The following is a 19,685-nucleotide window of genomic DNA, read 5'->3' as shown; positions in this document are numbered from 1 at the left end:
ACGGCGTGTGCCCTGCCCGAACGGCCCATCGCCGCATGGGCGGCCACCTGCCCGGGCAGATGGCCGAGGAGTAGCATCCGCGCAACGGTTCCGAACCGAAGCCGTGCCCTGAAGGCCGTCTACGAGCTGGAGGAACAATGCAGCCGACCGCCACGGTCCTGGTCTACAGCGATGACGCGACCGTTCGCGAGCAGGTCCGGCTGGCTGCCGGGCGGCGCCCCGCGGCCGATGTGCCGCCGGTGGAGTTCCTGGAGTGCGCCACCCTCCCCGCGGTGCTGGCGGCCCTGGAGGAGGGCGGCGTCGACGCCTGCGTGCTGGACGGGGAGGCGGTTCCGGCCGGCGGCATGGGGGTGTGCCGGCAGATCAAGGACGAGATCTTCCGCTGCCCTCCGGTGCTGCTGCTCATCGGCCGCGCGCAGGACGCCTGGCTGGCCACCTGGAGCCGCGCGGACGCCGCCGTCACCCATCCGGTGGACCCGGTGATCTTCGCCGAGGCGCTGGCCGGCCTGCTGCGCCGGCGGACCACGCTCGGGGCGGCCTGACCCGCGCATCGGGGCGACCTGGGCCTGGTCCGCACGTCCCCCGTACGGGTGCGCCACCGACCCGTCGTCACACCCCGGGGCGCAGCCTGGCCGTGTCGGCCGGGCCGCCCGCGTCCCGTCCCGCCGCGCCACCGGTCGCCGGGCCCGCCAGGGCACTGCCCTCGCGCCACTGCTCCCAGGGCATGTTCCAGTCGCCGAAGCCGTTGTCGAACGGCGTCATGGTGGCGCCGCCGCTGCCCACGACCTTGACGATGTCACCCACCCGTACGGTGTTGAAGAACCACTGGGCGTCGGCGGTGCTCATACCGGTGCAGCCGTGGCTGACGTTGGCCGCTCCCTGGGCGCCCACCGACCACGGCGCCGCGTGCACGTACTCGCCGCTCCAGGTGACCCGGGTGGCCCAGTAGACCGGCAGGTCGTAGGAGTCGGAGCTGCCCTCGGGGATGCCGATGCTGGTGCCGCGCATCCGTACGAAGGATTCCTTGGCCAGGACCACCTTGACGCCGTTGCGGGTCGCGAAGCCGGGCTTGCCGGTGGTGATGGGGATGGTGCGGATGGCGACGCCGTCCCGCAGCACGGTCATGTGATGGGTGCCGGCGTCGGCGATGGCCTCCAGGCGCGGGCCGGTGTGCAGCGTCAGCGGCTTGGTGGCGGCTCCGTGCAGCTCACCGCCGACGCGGACGCCGGTCAGCGTGGAGCGCACGGTGATGGTGGCCCGGCCGGGCCAGTACTCGCGCGGCCGGTAGTGCAGCGTCCGACCGTCCACCCAGTGCCACACGCCCTGCACCGCGGGGCGCGACTCCACCTTCAGTCCGCGCTCCACGACGGCCCGCGCGGAGGGGTCCTCCACCTGCCGGCTCAGCCGGGCGGTGATGGGCTGGCCGACCCCGTAGGTGCCCGCCTCCGGGCCGAAGGTCACGCGCAGCTGCTTGCCGGCCGGGGCGGTGTCGAAGCCGATCACCCGGCGTCCGGGCCTGCCGTCCTCGTTCTCGGTGCTCACGCGCAGCGTGTAGTGGGCTCCTGCGGCGAGCGGAGCGGTCGAACGCCATCTGGTGCCGTCGGCGCTCAGTTCGCCGCGTACGTACCGTCCTGCGGCGTCCGTGGCCGTCACATCCGTGATGCGGCTGCCGTCCCCCTTGGCGGTCACTTCCAGGGGCTTGTCCGGATCGGCCTTCCGGTCGCCCCCCACCCCGCTGAAGGAGATCTGTCCCGTGGCGTCGTACGGGGTGGCGGAGAGCGGCTGCCCGGAGGGGCCGCCGCAGGCGGCGCCTCCGGCCGCGACCAGTCCGACCAGCAGCGCGCACCCGACGCGACGTGGCGCCGTACGCGAACGAGGACTGTGACTCATGGTCACAAAGTAAGAAAATCGACCCCTTCTGGCGCGTGGAGTACCGCCGAACGGGCTATCGGGGTCGCCGTAGCCGGCGACGGGGACGCCGAGGAGCCCGCACAGGACGAGGGGCCCGCACAGGACCAGGGGCCCGGATACGCCGAAGGGCCCGGACACCTGTGAAGGTGTCCGGGCCCCTGGCCCGAGGACGGATGCCGCGCCGACCGTGAGCCGGCGCGGCCTACGCCCTACTGGTTCGCGTTCTCGCCGCGGTAGTACTCGAAGACCCAGCCGAAGAGGCCGATCAAGATGATCGGGGCCGAGAAGTAGAGCAGCCACCAGCCGAAGACGACGCCCATGAAGGCGAGCGCGCCACCGACCGCCAGCGACAGCGGCTGCCAGCTGTGCGGGGAGAAGAAGCCCAGCTCACCGGCGTCGTCGGCGACCTCGGCGTCCTTCCGGTCCTGCGCCCCGGTGTCCACCCGGCGAGCCGTGAAGGCCAGGTAGTAGCCGATCATGATGCAGAGACCGAAGGCCAGGAACAGCGCGGTGGTGCCGGCAGGCTCCTTCGACCAGACGCCGTAGACCACGGCCATCACGAGGACGAAGACGGAGAGCCAGATGAACATCCGGCCTTGGACCTTCACTTGCCGGCCTCCTTGCCGCCCGCGAGGGCCTTGTCATCGTCGCCCGCGCCGAGGTTCTCCAGCTGGTCGAGCGCCGCGATCTCCGGGTGGTGCAGGTCGAACGCCGGGGATTCGGAGCGGATCCGCGGCAGGGTGAGGAAGTTGTGTCGCGGCGGCGGGCAGGAGGTGGCCCACTCGAGCGAACGGCCGTAACCCCACGGGTCGTCGACCTCGATCTTCTTGCCGTACTTGGCGGTCTTCCAGACGTTGTAGAAGAACGGCAGGATCGACAGGCCCAGCAGGAAGGAGCTGATGGTCGAGATCATGTTCAGCGTGGTGAAGCCGTCGGCGGCCAGGTAGTCCGCGTAACGGCGGGCCATGCCCTCGGCGCCCAGCCAGTGCTGCACCAGGAAGGTGCCGTGGAAGCCGATGAACAGCGTCCAGAACGTGATCTTGCCGAGCCGCTCGTCCAGCATCTTCCCGGTGAACTTCGGCCACCAGAAGTGGAAGCCGGCGAACATCGCGAAGACCACGGTTCCGAAGATCACGTAGTGGAAGTGCGCCACCACGAAGTACGAGTCCGAGACGTGGAAGTCCATCGGCGGCGAGGCCAGGATGACACCGGTCAGACCACCGAAGGTGAAGGTGATCAGGAAGCCGACCGCCCACAGCATGGGCGTCTCGAAGCTCAGGCTTCCCTTCCACATGGTGCCGATCCAGTTGAAGAACTTGATACCGGTCGGAACCGCGATCAGGAACGTCATGAAGGAGAAGAACGGCAGCAGCACACCGCCTGTGACGTACATGTGGTGCGCCCACACGGTCACCGACAGACCCGCGATCGAGATGGTCGCGGCGATGAGGCTGATGTAACCGAACATCGGCTTACGCGAGAACACCGGGATGATCTCGGAGATGATGCCGAAGAACGGCAGCGCGATGATGTACACCTCGGGGTGGCCGAAGAACCAGAAGAGGTGCTGCCACAGCAGGGCACCGCCGTTGGCGGCGTCGAAGATGTGGGCGCCGAACTTGCGGTCCGCCTCCAGCGCGAAGAGCGCGGCGGCCAGCACCGGGAAGGCCAGCAGCACCAGCACACCGGTGAGCAGCACGTTCCAGGTGAAGATCGGCATGCGGAACATCGTCATGCCCGGGGCGCGCATGCAGATGATCGTGGTGATGAAGTTGACCGAACCGAGGATGGTGCCGAAGCCCGAGAAGGCCAGACCCATGATCCACATATCGGCGCCGACGCCCGGCGAGCGGACCGCGTCCGACAGCGGGGAGTAGGCGAACCAGCCGAAGTCGGCCGCACCCTGCGGGGTGAGGAAGCCGGCCACCGCGATCAGCGAGCCGAACAGGTAGAGCCAGTAGGCGAACATGTTCAGCCGCGGGAACGCCACATCGGGCGCACCGATCTGCAGCGGCATGATCCAGTTCGCGAAACCGGCGAACAGCGGGGTGGCGAACATCAGCAGCATGATCGTGCCATGCATGGTGAACGCCTGGTTGAACTGCTCGTTCGACATGATCTGCGTGCCGGGACGGGCCAGCTCGGCGCGCATGAAGAGCGCCATCACGCCGCCGATGCAGAAGAACGCGAACGACGTGACCAGGTAGAGCGTGCCGATCGTCTTGTGGTCTGTGGTGGTCAGCCACTTGACGACGACATTCCCGGGCTGCTTACGGCGCACCGGCAACTCGTCCTCGTAGGAGGCGGTTGCGTCGGCACCCTGAGATTCGTTGAGGATGCTCACTTTTGCTTGGTCTCCGCGTTCTTGGCGGGTTCCGTCTGCTCGATGCCGGACGGGATGAAGCCGGTCTGGCCCTTCTTCTTCAGGTCCTGGAGGTGCTCGCGGTACTCCTTGGGCGAGACGACCTTGACGTTGAAGAGCATGCGGGAGTGGTCCACGCCGCAGAGCTCGGCGCACTTGCCCATGAAGGTGCCCTCCTTGTTGGGGGTCACCTGGAAGCGGTTGGTGTGGCCCGGGATCACGTCCTGCTTCATCAGGAACGGGATCACCCAGAAGGAGTGGATCACGTCACGCGAGGTCAGGATGAACTCGACGGTCTCGCCCTTCGGCAGCCACAGCGTCGGACCGGGGCTGGGGTTGCCCGGGGTCTTCTCGCCCGGCGTGCCCACCTCGTAGACGCCGTCCACGCCCGCGGGCAGGGTGGACATCATCCGGTCCGGAATGTTGGAGATGTTCTCCGGCGGCGTGTTCGCCTTGGGGAGCTTCTGGCCTTCCTTGGCTTCCTTGTACGTGTAGCCCGTGGACTTGTTGCCGTCCACGTTCTCCAGGTAGTTGAAGCCCCAGCTCCACTGGAAGCCCACGACGTTGACGACGTGGTCGGGCTTCTTGTCGACCTTGAGGAGCTCGTTCTCATCGCGCGCGGTGAAGTAGAAGAGCACCGAGACGATGATGATCGGGACCACGGTGTACAGCGCCTCGATCGGCATGTTGTACCGGGTCTGCGGAGGAACCTCGACCTTGGTCCGGCTGCGCCGGTGGAAGATGACGCTCCACAGGATCAGGCCCCAGACCAGAACGCCCGTGGCGAGCGCAGCCGCCCACGAGCCCTGCCACAGGGAGAGGATCCGCGGCGCCTCTTCGGTGACGGGGTCGGGCATCCCGAGGTTGGGGAAGTCCTTAGATGTGCAACCGGTGGCGGTCGCCAGGACCATGCCCGCGGCCAGCGCCTGCAGCAGCTTCCGCCGCACCGGGCGCCGCGACGAGCGGTCGGAGCCGTTGGGACTCACGTAGCGCCTTCCCGAGAGTCTCGCCCGCGCGGCCGGCTGCGGCCGTCTCGCTGGTCGGTCGCCGGCCCGGTGCGGGCAGGGGTTTGGATGTTTATGCGGACCAAACCCTACTGGACGCCTTTTAGGGCCGCGCGGGGAGGGTGCCCAACGCGCCGGACCAGTCCCCGAAGGGGTGGAAGCACCGCCTCCGCAGGCGCTCGCGCCACGGACGGCCCAGCGCTGACGGTGCGTCGCCGCGGCCCGCGACGGGGGCTGCGCCGACGATAGCGGACGGCCGGGCCCGGCGGGCGGGACGCGCGGAAGGAAGGAGGAGTTAGGTTGCCTACGTGCCCTACTTCGACGCCGCCTCCTCCGCGCCCCTGCACCCGGTCGCCCGCCAGGCGCTGCTCGCCACCCTCGACGAGGGCTGGGCGGACCCGGCCCGGCTCTACCGCGAGGGGCGCCGGGCCCGACTGCTGCTGGACGCCGCGCGGGAGACGGCCGCCGAGGCGGTCGGCTGTCGCCCGGATGAGCTCGTCTTCACCCCTTCGGGTACCCGGGCCCTGCACGACGGCATCGCCGGCGCGCTCGCCGGACGGCGGCGGGCCGGCCGCCATCTCGTCGTGTCCGCGGTGGAGCACTCCGCGGTGCTGCACGCCGCCGACGCGCACGAGGCCGCCGGCGGGACCGTGGCCCGGGTGGCGGTGGACCGCGCCGGCCGGGTCGAGCCCGGTACCTTCGCGGCGGCCCTGCGGGATGTCCCCGGGCCGGTGGCGCTCGCCTGTCTCCAGTCCGCCAACCACGAGGTCGGCACGGTGCAGCCGGTGGCCGAGGTCGCCGAGGAGTGCCGGGAGGCGGGCGTCCCGCTGCTCGTGGACGCCGCCCAGTCGCTGGCCTGGGGCCCGGTCGACGCCCCCTGGTCGCTGCTGACCGGCAGCGCCCACAAGTGGGGCGGCCCGGCCGGCGTCGGACTGCTCGCCGTCCGCAAGGGCGTGCGCTTCGCGGCCCACGGCCCGGCCGACGAGCGCGAGTCCGGGCGCGCGCCCGGCTTCGAGAACCTCCCGGCCATCGTCGCCGCCGCGGCCTCCCTGCGAGCCGTGCGACAGGAGGCCGCCGACGAAGCGGAGCGGCTGCGCGCGCTGGTCGACCGGATCCGGGCCCGCGTGCCGGAGCTGGTGCCCGACGTGGAGGTCGTCGGCGACCCCGAGCGACGCCTGCCCCACCTGGTCACCTTCTCCTGCCTCTACGTCGACGGCGAGGCGGTCCTGCACGAGCTCGACCGCGCGGGCTTCTCCGTCTCCTCCGGCTCGTCCTGCACCAGCAGCACCCTCACGCCCAGCCATGTGCTGCGCGCGATGGGCGTGCTCTCCGAGGGCAACATCCGCGTTTCGCTGCCGCTGGGCACGGCGGACCAGGACGTCGAGCGGTTCCTGGCGGTGCTGCCGGGAGTGGTCGCGGAGGTGCGGGAGCGGTTGGGTGCGCCCGCGCGTGCGGTTGCGCCCGCGGGTGCGCCCGCGGCGGGCGAGGCCGGGCCGATGGAGGCACCGGAGGCCGCGGCGCGCGAGCTCGTGGTCGATTCGCTCGGCAAGCGGTGCCCGATCCCCGTCATCGAGCTGGCCAAGGTGATCGGCGACGTGCCGGTCGGCGGTGTGGTGGTCGTCCTCTCCGACGACGACGCCGCCCGCCTCGACATCCCCGCCTGGTGCGCCATGCGCGGCCACGACTATCTCGGTGAGACGGCCGCCGAACGGGGAACGGCCTATCGGGTCCGCCGGGTCTGACCCCTTCCCCTCGCGGGCGCGCGCGTGTGGCGCGAGGGTGCTCCCCTCCGGTGCCCGTGTGCGGCGTGGGTGCCCTCTGGACCCGCGGCGTCGACCAAGGGGTGCGGGCCGGGGGTCGGGTGCGGTGAAGGGCGGGCCCCTGCGGGCCCGCCCTCCTTCTTTCGCGTGTCTTTCGTGTGCCTGGGGTCAGGACAGGCGTGCCTGGACCTCGGCGGCGGCCTCGTGGCCGTAGGCCTTGGCGAAGCGGTCCATGAAGTGGCCGCGACGGAGCTCGTACTCCTGGGTGCCCAGGGTCTCGATGACGAGGGTGGCGAGCATGCAGCCGACCTGGGCGGCGCGCTCGAGGGTGAGGTCCCAGGAGAGGCCGGCGAGGAAGCCGGCGCGGAAGGCGTCGCCGACACCGGTCGGGTCGACCTTGGCCTCCTCTTCCGGGCAGCCCACCACGATCGGCTCCTCGCCGACGCGGTCGATCCGCACGCCCTGCGCGCCCAGCGTGGTGACGCGGGTGCCGACCTTGGCCAGGATCTCGTCCTCGGTCCAGCCGGTCTTGGCCTCGGTGAGCGCCTTCTCGTACTCGTTGGTGAAGAGGAACCGCGCGCCCTCGATCAGCCGGCGGATGTCGTCGCCGTCCATGCGCGCCAGCTGCTGGGAGGGGTCCGCGGCGAACGGGATGCCACGGGAGCGGCACTCCTCGGTGTGGCGGACCATGGCCTCCGGGTCGTCCGCGCCGATGAGGACCAGGTCCAGGCCGCCGACCCGGTCGGCGACCGGCTGGAGCTCGATCAGTCGGGCCTCGCTCATCGCGCCGGTGTAGAAGGACGCGATCTGGTTGTGGTCGGTGTCCGTGGTGCAGACGAAGCGCGCGGTGTGCAGCACCTCGGAGATGCGGACGGAGGAGGTGTCCACGCCGTGCCGCTCCAGCCAGGCGCGGTACTCGGCGAAGTCGGAGCCGGCGGCGCCGACCATGACCGGGCGCAGACCGAGCACGCCCATGCCGAAACAGATGTTGGGGGCGACGCCCCCGCGGCGGACGTCGAGGGTGTCCACGAGGAAGGACAGGGAGACCGTATGCAGCTGGTCGGCGACCAGCTGATCGGCGAAACGGCCGGGGAAGGTCATCAGGTGGTCGGTGGCGATGGAGCCGGTGACTGCGATACGCACGGCGTGTCTGCTCCTGTGGGCTACGGAAAAAAGGGACGCTCTACGCTACCGGGTCCCAGGCCTCACGTTCGAATGGCCGAAACTACCTGATAGTAGATCTTTTCCCCCGGGGATACCGTGCATACGGTGCCACTCAAGGGCCCACGTCGGTGTGGGTCCCCCAGACCGGGAGTCGAGATGCCCAAGCGAGCCACCCCCGCCCCGCCCTCGATCACCGCCGAGCCGGAGTCGTTGGACCAGCTGCGAGGCGACTGTGCGCGGATGGCTCCGCACTGGCGGAACGCGGTGAGGCGGTCCCCGGCGCCGCCCGTCGCCCTCTCCCGGATCCGCGGGGTGACGGTGCCCTCGAAGTCCGCGCATCTGCTGGACGGTATGTCCGAATACGGCGACTGACCACCCGTCTCACGCCGGGACACCCGAGGCCCGTCGAGACACCGCGGGAACCGCACGCTCCTTCGCACCGTCCCACCGGCGTCCCCCGTGCGGGGGACAGAGCCGTACACATTCAGCGGAGTGCGAAGGAGCGGAACGGTGAGCACCAGCACCGAGGACACCCCGGAGACCCCGGAGACCCCCGATTCCCCCGACGGCGCCACCTCGAAGCCGCGCCGGCGCTCGCCGCTGGTCATCGCCTCGGTGGCGGCGGCGGTGCTGCTCGCCGGGGGCGGCGGGGCGTACTGGGCGTCGACCGCGGGCGGCGACGACGATTCCGGCGGCCGGGAGGCGTCCCGGGGGGACTCCCCCAAGCCGCTGCCGCTCGACGGGTTCGCCCCCGGGGAGCGGCCCCCGAACGGGGGCGAGCAGGCGAAGCCGGGCATCGCGGTCGGCGAGCCCAACCCGTACGGCGTGGTCTACCGGGCCCGGGGCGAGCTTCCCCGAGGGCCCGAGACCGCGCCGGTCTACCTGCCCTCGGGCAAGGTCACCAAGGAGGAGGTGGCGCGGCTGGCGAAGGCGCTGGACGTGCCGGGCACCCCGCGCTCCGATCACGGGGTGTGGCGGGTCGGGGGCACCCCGGACGCCTCGGGCCCGGAGCTCGAGGTGAGCCAGAAGGGGGCGGGCGCCTGGTCGTACTCCCGCTACGGCTCGCCCGGCGACTCCTCCTGCCTCGGCGAGACCAGCTGTCCCTCCTTCCGCGGCGGTGACAAGAAGACCGACTCCGGGGACGCCGGCGGCGAGGACGAGCCGGTGTCCGAGGAGCGGGCCAGGAAGGCGGCCGAGCCGGTGCTGGAGGCGCTGGAGCTGGACGACGCCCGGATCGACGCGGGCGAGGTCCACGGCGCCCTCAGGGTGGTGAACGCCGACCCGGTGCTGGGTGGACTGCCCACCCACAACTGGCGGACCAGCCTGGAGGTGGCCGCGGACGGCCAGTTGGCGGCCGCCCGCGGGCTGCTGGCGCCGCTGGACAAGGGTGACGACTACCCGCTGGTGGACGCCTCGGAGGCGCTGGAGCAGCTCAACAAGGCCCGCTGGGGAGGCCATGTCCCGGGCGAGATCGGCGACTGCGCGACCGCCGTGCCCGCAGACAAGGACGGCGCGGCCGGAAAGGGCGACAAGGCCGACAAGAGCACCCCGGACGACGACAAGGGCGGGGAGGGCGGCCAGGACGGCGTCGCGCCCTGCGAGCCCGCGCCGGGCGGCAAGCCGGAGACGGCGCGCGTCGACAAGGCGACGGTGGGGCTGTCGGCGCAGTCCGTGGCCGGGCGGCCGGCTCTGGTGCCCTCGTGGCTGTTCACCGTGGAGTCCCCGGGCGCCCACGGCCAGAAGCGGTCCACGGTCTACGGCTACCCGGCCGTCGAGCCCGCGTTCCTCACCTCGCCCCGCGGCGGCACCGACGAGGCGCGCGACCCCCGCGGCTCGGAGCCGGGGGCGCCGGGGCACTCCCCGTCCCGTGAGCCGGGGGCGGACGTGTCACCGCACGTCAACGCCTACGACGTCGACGGCAAGAAGCTCACCCTGCGCTTCTGGGGCGGGGTCTGCACCCGCTACTCGGCGTCCGCGGACGAGGCGTCCGGGCAGGTGAAGGTGGAGATCGTCGGCAAGCCGACGCACCCGGGCCGTCCCTGCATCACGCTCGCGGAGGAGGCCGAGGTGACGGTGGAGCTCGACAAGGCGCTGGGTGACCGCAAGGTGGTCGACGCCTCGAACGGCAAGGCGGTTCCGCGCGACTAGCCGCGGCGCGTGGCGCTCGTCACGGCGCGTGGCGCTCGTTACGGCGCCACGCGGCGCCGAACACGGCGATGGCGGTGGTCCCGACTGGGACCACCGCCATCGCCGCTGTCGCATGGCTCCGCGACGCGGCCTGTTCGCCGGTGCGCGGGTACGCCGGGCCTAGCTGAAGGAGTCGCCGCAGGCGCAGGAGCCCGTGGCGTTCGGGTTGTCGATCGTGAAGCCCTGCTTCTCGATGGTGTCCACGAAGTCGATGGAGGCACCGCCCAGGTACGGGGCGCTCATCCGGTCGGTGACGACCTTCACACCGCCGAAGTCCTTGACCACGTCGCCGTCGAGCGAACGCTCGTCGAAGAAGAGCTGGTAGCGCAGGCCGGAGCAGCCGCCAGGCTGGACGGCGACGCGCAGCGCGAGGTCGTCACGGCCTTCCTGCTCCAGCAGGCCCTTGACCTTCGACGCGGCGGCGTCGGTCAGGATGATGCCCTCGGCATTGGTGGTCTCGTCCTGAACGGTCATCTGCTTCTCTCCCGGGTTGTACGGACTGCTTGCCGTCGGCTCCAACCGGCGGCACCCCGGATTCATTCCGGGAACGGCGAATTTCTCTCGCCATTCATGCTCGCACATCGCCGGGCGACCAGGAATGCGCCGCAGGAATGCGTCACATCGACGCGATGGCCATCGTCAAAGTGACACGAAGCAGTTATGATAGATAGCGTCATTTTGACGACAACCCTGGAAAGCCAACCCAGGGCCCTCCCAGCAGACGAAGAAAGAAGGGTGCGTGTCGTGACCACCGCCCAATCCCTGGATGTGCAGCCGACGCCGCTCGCCCTGCTCCTCCTGGGCCGCGAGGCCGACCCCCGCAGCGAGCGCGGCGTGGAGTGCCCCGGCGACCTGCCGGCGGCCTCCGACCCGGACCTGGTGGAGCGGGCCCGCGCGGCCAAGGCCGAGCTCGGCGAGAAGGTCTTCGTCCTCGGCCACCACTACCAGCGCGACGAGGTGATCGAGTTCGCCGACGTCACCGGCGACTCCTTCAAGCTCGCCCGCGATGCGGCCGCCCGACCGGATGCCGAGTACATCGTCTTCTGCGGTGTGCACTTCATGGCCGAGTCGGCCGACATCCTCACCAGCGACCGCCAGCAGGTGATCCTCCCCGACCTGGCCGCCGGCTGCTCCATGGCCGACATGGCCACGGCCGAGCAGGTCGCCGAGTGCTGGGACGTGCTCACCGAGGCGGGCGTGGCGGAGGTCACCGTCCCCGTCTCGTACATGAACTCCTCGGCCGACATCAAGGCGTTCACCGGCAAGCACGGCGGCACCATCTGCACCTCCTCCAACGCCAAGCGGGCCCTGGACTGGGCCTTCGAGCAGGGCGAGAAGGTGCTGTTCCTGCCCGACCAGCACCTGGGGCGCAACACCGCGGTCCGCGACATGGGCATGTCCCTCGACGACTGCGTGGTCTACAACCCGCACAAGCCCAACGGCGGGCTCACCGCCGAGCAGCTGCGCGACGCCAAGATGATCCTGTGGCGCGGGCACTGCTCGGTGCACGGCCGCTTCTCCCTGGACTCCGTGAACGAGGTCCGCGAGCGCATCCCCGGCGTCAACGTGCTGGTGCACCCCGAGTGCAAGCACGAGGTCGTCGCGGCGGCGGACTACGTCGGCTCCACGGAGTACATCATCAAGACCCTGGAGGCGGCCCCCGCCGGCTCCAAGTGGGCGATCGGCACCGAGCTCAACCTCGTGCGCCGGCTGGCGAACCGATTCGCCGACCAGGGCAAGGAGATCGTCTTCCTCGACCGCACGGTCTGCTTCTGCTCCACCATGAACCGCATCGACCTGCCGCACCTGGTCTGGGCGCTGGAGTCGCTCGCCGCGGGCAAGGTGGTCAACCGGATCGAGGTCGACCGCGAGACGGAGAGCTTCGCCAAGCTCGCCCTGGAGCGGATGCTCGCCCTGCCGTAGGCATGGCCCCGCCGCCGGCGGGAACACCACGAACATCGAGCCCGGGCCCGCCGTCCCCCTCGGGGGGACGGGCCCGGGCTCCGGTGCGTACGGGCCCTTATGACGCCGGCCTCCGCCCGGCGGGGCGGGCGCGCTCAGCCGTTGCGGGGGTGGACCAGGCCGGTCTCGTACGAGATCACGACCAGCTGGGCGCGGTCACGGGCGCCGAGCTTGGCCATGGCCCGGTTGACATGGGTCTTCACGGTGAGCGGGCTGACCTGGAGACGCTCGGCGATCTCGTCGTTGGAGAGCCCGCCGGCGACCTGCACCAGGACCTCGCGTTCACGGCCGGTGAGGGCGTCGAGCCGGGCCGCGTCGTACTCGCCGGGCTCGTCGGCGCCGCCGCCCTGGGCGAGGAAGCGGGCGATCAGGCCCTTGGTCGCGGCGGGCGACAGCAGCGCCTCCCCGCCCACGACGACCCGGATCGCGGCGAGCAGTTCCTCCGGCTCGGCGCCCTTGCCGAGGAACCCGCTGGCCCCGGCGCGCAGCGACTCCACGACGTACTCGTCGACCTCGAAGGTCGTCAGCATGATCACCCGCACCCCGGACAGCTGGGGGTCCTCGGTGATCATCCGGGTGGCGGCGAGGCCGTCGAGCCCGGGCATCCGGATGTCCATCAGCACCACGTCGGCGACCTCCGCGCGGGCGAGGGCCACCGCCTCCGCGCCGTCCGACGCCTCGCCCACGACCTCCATGTCGGGTTCGGAGTCGACCAGTATGCGGAACGCGCTCCGCAACAGCGCCTGGTCGTCGGCGAGCACCACCCGGATCGTCATCTGTCGTCCCCTCCCGTACGGGTCTGTAGGGGAAGTCTGGCCCTTACCCGGAAGCCCCCCTCCGGCCGGGGTCCCGCTTCGCAGTCGCCGCGCAGCGCCGCGACCCGCTCCCGCATGCCGAGCAGCCCATGCCCCCCGCCGCTCTCGTCGCCGTCCTCGGCCGGATGACCGGGCCCGTCGTCGACGACCGTCACCTCCAGCGCCCCCCGCTCACGCACGATCCGCACCTCGGCCCGCGCCTCCGCACCGGCGTGCTTGTGCACATTGGTGAGCGCCTCCTGCACCACGCGGTAGGCGGTCAGATCCACGCTCTTGGGCAGCGCGCCGGGGCCGTCCGCCGGGACCATCGCGACGTCGACCGGCAGCCCCGCCCGCACGAAACCGTCGACAAGCTGGTCCAACACCCCCAGGCCGGGAGCCGGCTCGGTCGGCGCCGCCGGGTCGCCGTGCTGGCGCAGCAGGCCCACCGTGGCCCGCAGCTCGTCCAGCGCCGACCGGCTCGCCTCCCGCACATGCGCCAGCGCCTCCTTGGCCTGGTCCGGGCGGCTGTCCATGACATGGGAGGCGACTCCCGCCTGCACGTTGACCAACGCGATGTGATGGGCGACCACGTCGTGCAGCTCGCGGGCGATGCGAAGCCGCTCCTCCGCGACCCGACGACGGGCCTCCTGTTCGCGGCTCTGCTCGGCGCGCACCGCGCGCTCCTCGATGGCGGCCACGAAGGCGCGACGGCTGCGCACCGCGTCCCCGACGGCGGCGGCCATGCCGGTCCAGCCGAAGATCCCGAGGTTCTCCTGCGCGTACCAGGGGCGGACACCGAAGACGATGCCGGCGCCCGTGATGACGACCACGGTGAGGACGCCGATCCGCCAGGTGGTGGGGCGGTCGGTGCGGGAGGCGACGGTGTACAGCGCCACGACCACGCTGAACGCTATGGCCAGCCGCGGCGGCCCGTGCTCGCCCCCACTGCTGATGATCTCCGTGAGCGTCATGGCACAGGTGAACGCCAGCACGCTGCGCGGCAACCGGCCGCGCAGCACCAGGGAGGCCGAGGCCAAGCCGGTGAGCAGCACGAAGAGCGGCCCGAGGGGGGTGTTCGGAGAGTGCGGGTTGGTCACCGAACCGATCAGGATCAGCACGAAGACACCCAGGGCCAGCATGGTGTCCAGCGCCAGCGGGTGTTCGCACAGCCAGCGGCGCGGCCGGGCCAGCCCCGGTCCTACGGCGAGGGGAGTCACGGCAACCTATTCTGAGGGCTCGGCACGCCTTTTGTTTGAGGGCTCGGTTCGCCCCTATGTTTGAGGGCTCGGTTCACCTCCGGGCGCTGTGAGCGACTGCCGACGGTCGACCGTGCTCGACCGCTCGTTCCTCGCGGCCTCCGCGCGCTCTCCCTCTCGGCAGCCGCGCGCCCTTCGGCTCACTCGCCGGCCCGTACGGGGCGGGGGTGCGTACGAGGCCGCGAGGCAGAGGGGCCGTCGTGCCGGGCCGCTCGGTCCACGCGGCCTCCGCGCGCTCTCCCTCTCGGCAGCCGCGCGCCCTTCGGCTCACTCGCCGGCCCGTACGGGGCGGGGGTGCGTACGAGGCCGCGAGGCAGAAGGGCCGTCGTGCTGAGACGCGGCCTCCGCGCGCTCTGCTTTTCGGCAGCGGCGCGCGCTTCGGTTCACTCGCCGGTGGGACGGAGTCAGGTGTCACGGAGCGAGGGAAGCGGGTCGGGAGTCGCCGTTTCAGCCCGGGATGAGGCCGTCGTCGCGGAGCATCGACTTGACCTCGTCGAGGGTGGCGTCGGGTGCCGGCAGAATGAGCTCGGAGGATTCCAGGGAGTCATCGGGGAGCGGCTCGCCCAGGGTGCGCACGGCCTCCAGAAGGGCGTCGAAGGTGCGCCGGAAGCCGGACTCGTCGCCGTTCTCCAGCTCTGCGAGAAGCTCGTCGTCGAGCACGTTCAGCCCACTCAGGTGGCTGTCGTCCAGCCGCACCTGCCCCTCCCCCATGATCCTCACGATCACGACGGCCTCCTTGAGAGATCTCGCGCGGTGGCGAGGGGCCGGTTCCGTCCGCCGCCGGTGGGTCTCCCGCCGGCCGGCCCCGTCACTGCTTGTCGAAGCGGTGCTGTCCCTGCGACTGCTGCTGGTTCTGGCCCTGCGCGCCGCCCTCAATAGCCTGCTGTGTGCCGCCGCCGCCCGCCAGTTCGGCCTTCATCCGCTGCAGCTCCAGCTCCACGTCGGCGCCGCCGGAGATCCGCTCCAGCTCGGCGGTGATGTCGTCCTTGGCCATGCCGGTCGGGTCGTCGAGGGCGCCGGAGGCCATCAGCTCGTCGAGCGCGCCGGCCCGGGCCTGCATCTGGGCGGTCTTGTCCTCGGCGCGCTGGATGGCGAGGCCGACGTCGCCCATCTCCTCGGAGATGCCGGAGAACGCCTCGCCGATGCGGGTCTGCGCCTGGGCGGCGGTGTAGGTGGCCTTGATGGTCTCCTTCTTGGTGCGGAAGGCGTCGACCTTGGCCTGGAGGCGCTGGGAGGCGAGGGTCAGCTTCTCCTCCTCGCCCTGGAGCGTCTGGTGCTGCACCTCCAGGTCGCTGACCTGCTGCTGGAGGGCGGCGCGGCGGGAGAGCGCCTCGCGCGCCAGGTCCTCCCGGCCGAGCGCCAGCGCCTTGCGGCCCTGGTCCTCGAGCTGGGTGGACTTGCTGCGCAGTTGGTTGAGCTGGAGCTCCAGGCGCTTGCGGGAGGTCGCCACGTCGGCGACACCACGGCGGACCTTCTGCAGCAGTTCCAGCTGCTTCTGGTACGAGTAGTCAAGGGTCTCGCGCGGATCCTCGGCCCGGTCCAGGGCTTTGTTGGCCTTCGCGCGGAAGATCATCCCCATACGCTTCATGACACCGCTCATGGGCCTCGCGCGCCCCCTTCTGACGGACTTGAGACTCCGGCACACCTGACAGACCCAGCGTACGGGCCCTCCTTCCATTACCGCACTGTTCGCGCCCCCTCGGGCTCCTCCTGCAGAACGATCGGGCGCCGGGCGCCTCCGGCGCAGGGAGTAGGTGGCGACCGGGGTGGTGCGCCGTTGCCGGATCGTTCCCGCAGAGGCTGGGGTCCACACCCGGAACCCCGTACCCTTGGGTGTTGTGTTCCGAAGCCGTTCCAAGGATGAGCAGGCCGCGCCCAAGATGACCGCGGACCAGCCGCAGCAGCCCCGTGACCCGCAGGCGCCCAAGGGCCGCCCGACCCCCAAGCGCAGCGACGCCCAGTCGCAGCGCCGCAGCCTGGCGAAGACGCCGGTCACCCGCAAGGAGGCGGCGAAGCGAGCGCGCGAGGCCCGCCGGGCCGACCTGGTCAAGCAGCGCGAGGCGCTGGCCGGCGGCGACGAGCGGTACCTGCCGCCGCGCGACCGCGGCCCGATCCGCAAGTTCGCGCGCGACTTCGTGGACTCGCGCTTCGTGATCGCCGAGTTCTTCCTGCCGCTCGCGGTGGTCATCCTCGTGCTGAGCATGATCCGCGCGGGCGCGATGCAGAGCTATGTGCTGCTGCTGTGGATGCTGGTCATCCTGATGATCGTGGTCAACTCCTTCGTCATCGCCTTCCATCTGAAGCGCCAGCTCAAGCAACGCTTCCCGGGTGAGAACCTGCGCGGCGCGGTGCCGTACGCCCTGATGCGTACGCTCCAGATGCGTCGCCTGCGGCTGCCCAAACCGCAGGTCAAGCGCGGGGAACGACCCTGAGCGAGCAGCCGCCGTCGGACTTCGCCCCAGGTGTGCAGGGTTGGCTGAACGGCCTGCCCGGCCTGCGGAACACGGTGCGCCAGGAGATGGTCGCCCGCCAGCTCGACGAGCAGATCGCCGCCCGCTATCCGGTGGGGCGGCGACTGCGCGTGCTGGACGTGGGCCTCGGCCAGGGCACCCAGGCGCTTCGCCTGGCCCGCGCGGGCCACGAGGTCACCGGGCTGGAGTCCGATCCGCGGATGCTGGAGACCGTACGGTCGACGCTGGCCGGTGAGCCGGCGGGCATCCAGGAGCGGATGCGACTGATCGAGGGCGACGGCCGGGACACCGGTGCGCACTTCGCGCCCGGCGCCTTCGACCTGGTGCTCTGCCACGGCGTGCTGATGTACGTGCCGGAGCCGGGGGCCATGCTGGCCGGGCTGGCCCGGGTGCTGGCGCCCGGCGGCCTGCTGTCGCTGCTGGTGCGGAACGCCGACGCGCTGGCCATGCGGCCGGGGCTGTCCGGGGACTGGGAGACGGCGCTGGCCGCCTTCGACTCCGCCACCTACACCAACCGGATCGGACTGCGGGTGCGCGCCGACCGGCTCGCCGAGCTGACCACCACCCTCACCGGGGTCGGGGCGCCGCTGGACGCCTGGTACGGCGTGCGGGTCTTCACCGACCTGGCGCCCGACGGCGCGCCGGAGCCGGAGCCGGCGGAGTTCGAGCGGCTGCTGGCCGCCGAGGACCGGGCCGGGCGCACCGACCCGTATCGCGCGGTGGCGGCGCTGCTGCACCTGTGCGGCGTGCGCGGCGGCTGACGGGGGCTCTCTCCGTACGTCCCTCCGGGGGAAGGTCTGGATCGGGGGGCACCTCCGTCCCCCGCACCCCGGGCCCCGGCTCGGTGATCCTCTTCATGCTGGGGCTCAGGTCGACGCCCCCGGTTCGGCGTCCTGTTCGGCGTGAGCTCCGATTCCCTTCCCCCGAACCCGCCCCCCGGCGCCGACGACGACGCGCCGGGTACGAGACTCTCCGCTCGCGAGACCTGGCGGGTGCTGTACGAGCACATACGCCCGCACCGCCCGGTCATCGCGCTCGGCGCGCTGCTCTCCCTCGTCGGCTCGGCGTGCGCGCTGTCCCAGCCGATCGCCACCAAGACGCTGGTGGACCGGCTGGGCGACGACGAGCCCATCGCGGGCATCCTGCTGGTCCTCACCGCGCTGGTGCTGCTCGGCACGGCGATCGAGGCGGTGGCCCAGTACGTCCTGGAGCGCGCCGCCGAGTCGGTGGTGTTCGCCGCCCGGCGCCGGCTGACCGGACGGCTGTTGCGGCTGCGGGTCTCGGAGGCCGACCGGATCCCGCCCGGCGATCTGATGTCCCGGGTCACCTCGGACACCACGCTGCTGCGGGCGGTCACCACGCAGGCGATGGTCGCAGGGGTCACCGGAGCGCTGACCGTGGTCGCCACCATCGTGATGATGGGGGTGCTGGACCCGGTGCTGCTGGGCGTCACGATCGGCGTGATGGTGCTGATCGGCGGCGCCACGGCGCTGGTGATGCCGAAGATCTCGCGCGCCACCCAGCGGTCGCAGGAGGCGGTGGGCGAGATCTCCACCGTTCTGGAGCGGGCCTTCGGGGCGTTCCGCACCATCAAGGCGTCGGGCGCGGAGCGGCGCGAGACCGAGACGGTGTGGAACGCGACGCGGAAGGCGTGGCGGTACGGCGTGCAGGCCGCCAAGTGGCAGTCCCTGGCCTCCTCCTCGGTCGGGCTCTCGGTCCAGGTCTCCTTTCTCGCGGTGCTCGGCATCGGCGGCGCCCGGGTGGCCTCCGAGGCGATCGAGGTCTCCACCCTGATCGCCTTCCTGCTGCTCCTCTTCTATCTGATCGAGCCGGTGTCCCAACTGGTCTCCTCCGCCACCCAGTACCAGGAGGGGGCGGCGGCGATCGCGCGCATCACGGAGGCGGAGCGTCTGGAGACCGAGCCGGAGGCGGAGCCGCGGGAGGCCGCTTCGGAGGGTGGGCGGAAGGACCCGGCGACGGCCGGGGAGCCGGCGGTCGGGGACGGGCCCGCCGCGGTCGCGTTCGACGACGTCACCTTCCGCTACCGCGAGGAGCTGCCGCCGGTGCATCAGGGCGTGAGCTTCACCGTGCCCAGCGGCGGCATGACCGCCTTCGTCGGCCCCTCGGGGGCGGGCAAGAGCACCGTCTTCGGCCTCATCGAGCGGTTCTACGACGCGACCGGCGGCCGGGTGTCGCTGGACGGGCGGGATGTGCGCGACTGGCCGCTGGCCGAGCTGCGGGCGGCGATCGGCTACGTCGAGCAGGACGCCCCCGTACTGGCCGGGACGCTGCGCGAGAACCTGGTCTTCGCCGCCCCCGACGCCACCGACGAGGACATCCGCGAGGTGCTGGTCCGCACCCGCCTCGACACCCTGGTGGATCGGCTGCCCGAGGGGCTGGACACCCGGGTCGGCCACCGCGGCAGCCGGCTCTCCGGCGGCGAACGCCAGCGGGTGGCCATCGCCCGCGCCCTGCTGCGGCGCCCCCGGCTGCTGCTCCTGGACGAGGCGACCTCGCAGCTCGACGCCGTCAACGAGCTCGCGCTGCGGGACACGGTCGCCGAGGCCGCCCGGCACACCACCGTGCTCGTCGTCGCCCACCGGCTCTCCACGGTGCTGCTCGCCGACCGCATCGTCGTCATGGAGGCGGGGCGGGTGCGGGCCGTGGGCACCCACGCCGAGCTGGTCGCGGCGGACCCGCTCTACGGGGAGCTGGCGGCCACCCAGTTCCTGGCCACGGCGACCGGCTGAGACGCGGCGGGGACCCGTACGGACGTCAGCCGTGGCCGGTCCCGCCCGCGGCGGGAAGACT

General features: G+C 71.6%; 18 protein-coding genes. 8 read left to right on the top strand and 10 right to left on the bottom strand.

Annotated features, from left to right (window positions below; all coding sequences use genetic code 11):
* The first annotated feature begins 137 nt into the window (after positions 1–137).
* Complete coding sequence (locus LRS74_RS25195) at positions 138–542, top strand: hypothetical protein (RefSeq protein ID WP_144384765.1); 405 nt, start codon at positions 138–140, stop codon at positions 540–542.
* A 67-nt stretch (positions 543–609) separates the two neighbouring features.
* On the opposite strand, the gene LRS74_RS25190 is transcribed toward LRS74_RS25195, so the two are convergent.
* The 4 genes from LRS74_RS25190 to coxB all read right to left on the bottom strand — a co-directional run bounded on the left by LRS74_RS25190 (position 610) and on the right by coxB (position 5,259).
* Positions 610–1,890 (bottom strand): Ig-like domain-containing protein, encoded by a 1,281-nt coding sequence (locus tag LRS74_RS25190; RefSeq protein ID WP_277743142.1) that lies wholly within the window; start codon positions 1,888–1,890, stop codon positions 610–612.
* Positions 1,891–2,120: 230 nt separating this feature from the next.
* Positions 2,121–2,519: a cytochrome c oxidase subunit 4 gene (locus LRS74_RS25185; RefSeq protein ID WP_277743141.1), complete on the bottom strand. Its 399-nt coding sequence runs from the start codon at positions 2,517–2,519 to the stop codon at positions 2,121–2,123.
* A complete protein-coding gene (ctaD, locus tag LRS74_RS25180; protein WP_277743140.1) occupies positions 2,516–4,255 on the bottom strand; it encodes a cytochrome c oxidase subunit I in 1,740 nt (579 codons plus the stop codon). Before ctaD ends, LRS74_RS25185 begins: the two co-directional genes overlap by 4 nt.
* Entirely contained in the window at positions 4,252–5,259 is a 1,008-nt protein-coding gene (coxB, locus tag LRS74_RS25175) for a cytochrome c oxidase subunit II (RefSeq protein WP_277743139.1), read from the bottom strand. Before coxB ends, ctaD begins: the two co-directional genes overlap by 4 nt.
* Positions 5,260–5,585: 326 nt before the next feature.
* On the opposite strand from coxB, the gene LRS74_RS25170 reads away from it, so the two are divergent.
* Positions 5,586–7,019: a cysteine desulfurase/sulfurtransferase TusA family protein gene (locus LRS74_RS25170; RefSeq protein ID WP_277743138.1), complete on the top strand. Its 1,434-nt coding sequence runs from the start codon at positions 5,586–5,588 to the stop codon at positions 7,017–7,019.
* Between the two features lie 186 nt (positions 7,020–7,205).
* Here the strand turns inward: LRS74_RS25170 and LRS74_RS25165 are convergent, their stop codons facing one another.
* Positions 7,206–8,180, bottom strand: a complete 975-nt coding sequence (locus tag LRS74_RS25165) for a carbohydrate kinase family protein (protein ID WP_277743137.1) — start codon at positions 8,178–8,180, stop codon at positions 7,206–7,208.
* Positions 8,181–8,357: 177 nt separating this feature from the next.
* Here LRS74_RS25165 and LRS74_RS25160 point away from each other — a divergent pair, with 177 nt between their 5' ends.
* Both LRS74_RS25160 and LRS74_RS25155 read left to right on the top strand, forming a co-directional pair.
* On the top strand, positions 8,358–8,573 hold the full coding sequence (locus LRS74_RS25160; RefSeq protein ID WP_277743136.1) for a hypothetical protein: 216 nt from the start codon (positions 8,358–8,360) through the stop codon (positions 8,571–8,573).
* Positions 8,574–8,711: 138 nt separating this feature from the next.
* Entirely contained in the window at positions 8,712–10,349 is a 1,638-nt protein-coding gene (locus LRS74_RS25155) for a hypothetical protein (RefSeq protein ID WP_277743135.1), read from the top strand.
* A gap of 159 nt (positions 10,350–10,508) precedes the next feature.
* Here the strand turns inward: LRS74_RS25155 and LRS74_RS25150 are convergent, their stop codons facing one another.
* The gene (locus LRS74_RS25150; protein ID WP_277743134.1) at positions 10,509–10,862 is read right to left on the bottom strand and encodes an iron-sulfur cluster assembly accessory protein; all 354 of its coding nucleotides are present in this window, start codon (positions 10,860–10,862) and stop codon (positions 10,509–10,511) included.
* 270 nt (positions 10,863–11,132) lie between these two features.
* On the opposite strand from LRS74_RS25150, the gene nadA reads away from it, so the two are divergent.
* Entirely contained in the window at positions 11,133–12,311 is a 1,179-nt protein-coding gene (gene nadA / locus LRS74_RS25145) for a quinolinate synthase NadA (RefSeq protein WP_277743133.1), read from the top strand.
* 134 nt (positions 12,312–12,445) lie between these two features.
* Here nadA and LRS74_RS25140 read toward each other — a convergent pair whose 3' ends face one another.
* The 4 genes from LRS74_RS25140 to LRS74_RS25125 all read right to left on the bottom strand — a co-directional run bounded on the left by LRS74_RS25140 (position 12,446) and on the right by LRS74_RS25125 (position 16,003).
* Positions 12,446–13,126 (bottom strand): response regulator transcription factor, encoded by a 681-nt coding sequence (locus tag LRS74_RS25140; RefSeq protein ID WP_277743132.1) that lies wholly within the window; start codon positions 13,124–13,126, stop codon positions 12,446–12,448.
* The gene (locus LRS74_RS25135) at positions 13,123–14,364 is read right to left on the bottom strand and encodes a sensor histidine kinase (RefSeq protein WP_277743131.1); all 1,242 of its coding nucleotides are present in this window, start codon (positions 14,362–14,364) and stop codon (positions 13,123–13,125) included. Before LRS74_RS25135 ends, LRS74_RS25140 begins: the two co-directional genes overlap by 4 nt.
* A gap of 486 nt (positions 14,365–14,850) precedes the next feature.
* Entirely contained in the window at positions 14,851–15,129 is a 279-nt protein-coding gene (locus LRS74_RS25130; protein ID WP_277743130.1) for a hypothetical protein, read from the bottom strand.
* A gap of 82 nt (positions 15,130–15,211) precedes the next feature.
* Positions 15,212–16,003: a PspA/IM30 family protein gene (locus tag LRS74_RS25125; RefSeq protein ID WP_277743129.1), complete on the bottom strand. Its 792-nt coding sequence runs from the start codon at positions 16,001–16,003 to the stop codon at positions 15,212–15,214.
* 238 nt (positions 16,004–16,241) lie between these two features.
* Between LRS74_RS25125 and LRS74_RS25120 the strand changes: the two genes are divergently transcribed.
* The 3 genes from LRS74_RS25120 (at position 16,242) to LRS74_RS25110 (ending at position 19,624) form a co-directional block, all read left to right on the top strand.
* On the top strand, positions 16,242–16,835 hold the full coding sequence (locus tag LRS74_RS25120) for a DUF3043 domain-containing protein (RefSeq protein ID WP_277743128.1): 594 nt from the start codon (positions 16,242–16,244) through the stop codon (positions 16,833–16,835).
* An 86-nt stretch (positions 16,836–16,921) separates the two neighbouring features.
* Positions 16,922–17,635, top strand: coding sequence for a methyltransferase domain-containing protein (locus LRS74_RS25115; protein WP_277744924.1), 714 nt, complete (start codon positions 16,922–16,924; stop codon positions 17,633–17,635).
* Positions 17,636–17,866: 231 nt separating this feature from the next.
* Complete coding sequence (locus tag LRS74_RS25110) at positions 17,867–19,624, top strand: ABC transporter ATP-binding protein (RefSeq protein ID WP_277744923.1); 1,758 nt, start codon at positions 17,867–17,869, stop codon at positions 19,622–19,624.
* Positions 19,625–19,685: the final 61 nt, after the last annotated feature.

Origin of the sequence: Streptomyces sp. LX-29 (assembly GCF_029541745.1) — a bacterium.
Classification (GTDB): Bacteria; Actinomycetota; Actinomycetes; order Streptomycetales; family Streptomycetaceae; genus Streptomyces.
The sequence above is the reverse complement of the archived record's forward strand: the minus strand, read 5'-3'. Positions and strand labels throughout refer to the sequence as shown.